This is a genomic window from Micromonospora sp. NPDC047620, from assembly GCF_043205005.1.
Classification (GTDB): Bacteria; Actinomycetota; Actinomycetes; order Mycobacteriales; family Micromonosporaceae; genus Micromonospora.
The window spans coordinates 1-1,756 of the sequence record NZ_JBIDDG010000093.1; the positions used below are offsets into that span (position 1 = coordinate 1).

The 1,756-nt window shown below is 66.3% G+C and carries 2 protein-coding genes; both read right to left on the reverse strand.

From position 1 onward, the window contains the following. Positions 1-219: 219 nt before the first annotated feature. On the reverse strand, positions 220-627 hold the full coding sequence (locus ACGF5C_RS34355) for a hypothetical protein (protein ID WP_393308524.1): 408 nt from the start codon (positions 625-627) through the stop codon (positions 220-222). 176 nt (positions 628-803) lie between these two features. Further along, complete coding sequence (locus tag ACGF5C_RS34360) at positions 804-1,511, reverse strand: SDR family NAD(P)-dependent oxidoreductase (protein WP_393308526.1); 708 nt, start codon at positions 1,509-1,511, stop codon at positions 804-806. Positions 1,512-1,756 lie beyond the last annotated feature (245 nt).

Genomic DNA, 1,756 nt, shown 5'->3' on the forward strand with positions numbered 1-1,756 from the left:
GTCAACTCATCTACCGCGCCCGCACCCTCTACCGCTGGGACACACGCCCCACCACCCGCAGGCTCAGGTAACACCTATCGCCGGTCGCTCTAAGACGTCACCGGGCCCGGTCCAGTCGGCTTCCTCGAACTGACCGTCGAGGAACTGCGCGGGCGCCGCCGCGATGCTCCCCGGCCGGTCGCCGGCGTAGCGGGGATGTCTCGTGCCGATGCAGGCTTCTCACACCCGCACGCGGGGGTCGGCCAGCACGTTGGCGACCGCGGCCGTCATCCCGTCGACGCACAGCGTCGGCGCGCCGACCATGAACTCCTCTCGGTCGAGCCACTCCACGCGCTCGACGCCCGGCGCGGCCAGGATGCCCACGTCGAGCTGCAGCGACGCGTAGTCGTCGTAGTATCCGCGGGCAACGTCACCGACCCAGAGGGACCAGTGGTATCCGGTGCCGCCCCGCGTTCGGTCCGCCTCCGTGAGCGGGTCGGCTTTGAGGTCGCCGGTGTCAAGCAGTTCGGCGACGGTCATGGGTTCCAAATCCGGATGGGCCGGCGGCAGCACCACCTCGAGGAGGTGTTCGAGGTGAACGGTGCAGGTACAGTTTCCCCGCTGCGGAGGAGTCCAACTGTCGACCATCACAGCACTCTACGGCCCCGGCTCATCCAGTCGTCATCTCATGTCTCTGCTTTTGCCATGCAGACTCGCCGTGACTTGTACTGGCCCCGTCAGCGCGCACGACGGGCGGCAAATCAGTGCGGCAGGGAGATGGTCCCGTGCTGGCCGGCGTAGCCGCCTAAATCTCGCCATCCTGGTCAATGTCGGACCTGCTCGAAGTGGAACTCGCGAATGAAGCAGTCGCGTGGCTGCCCGACCGCGAACAGTACGCAGTCGACGACCGATCGGGCGGTGAGGTCGCTGTTTGCCTGTCGCGGTCCGTCCTGAACGAAGTCTGGCGGGAACAGGGAAACCACCCGGATCCCTTCCGGTCTGAGCCGGTGCGACAGGATGTCAGCGAGCCCAGCATGGGCATGCTTGGCAGCGTAGAACGCGGGATGCGCGCCAGAACGATGATGCCCGACCTCGCCGCAGGCGGAGATGATGTTGATGACGTCGGGCCTCGATGAGGCCCGCAACAGCGGCAGCAGATGTTTGGTCAAGAGTAGGGTGCCGGTCCCGCCCGCAGCCATCACCCTCTCGATCTGCTCGTCCGAGACGTCTCCCAGGTCGTCACCTTCGATATATTCGGCACCGTTGTTGATCAGCACATCGAGGCACTTCGTTCGATCGGCCAACGTTGCAGCAAACGCGCGCACCGAATCGACCTCGCTCAGATCGCAGCGAAATGCCTCCGCCTGACCAGGCCCGCGCTGGCTGATCACACCGGCAACGTGCTCGGCCGCTGCCAGACTCCGGGCCGAAAGGAACAGCTGTGCACCGTGCTCGGCAAAGGCTTCTGCCAGCAACCGCCCCGTGTCACGTCCAGCGCCGGTGATTGCGACGCGCAGCCCGTCGAGATTCATGGCCGGCAGTGAAGCACCTGAACCTGGGTTGAGGTCAACAGGACCGCGCCACGATCGGACATCCGCTCTTCGGCAGTTCCGGGCGTTGGCCGACGTGGAGGTGCCGGCCACGGGGCGTGACGGCTCCCGGCTGGCTGGCACCCGGACGGCGGCACGAGAGTTGGCCGGATGTTGGAGTGCCCCACCATCGACAGGACGCTGTCCGGCGCTAGTTTTTCGGTATGCCGCCCCGGGATGGGCCTGCC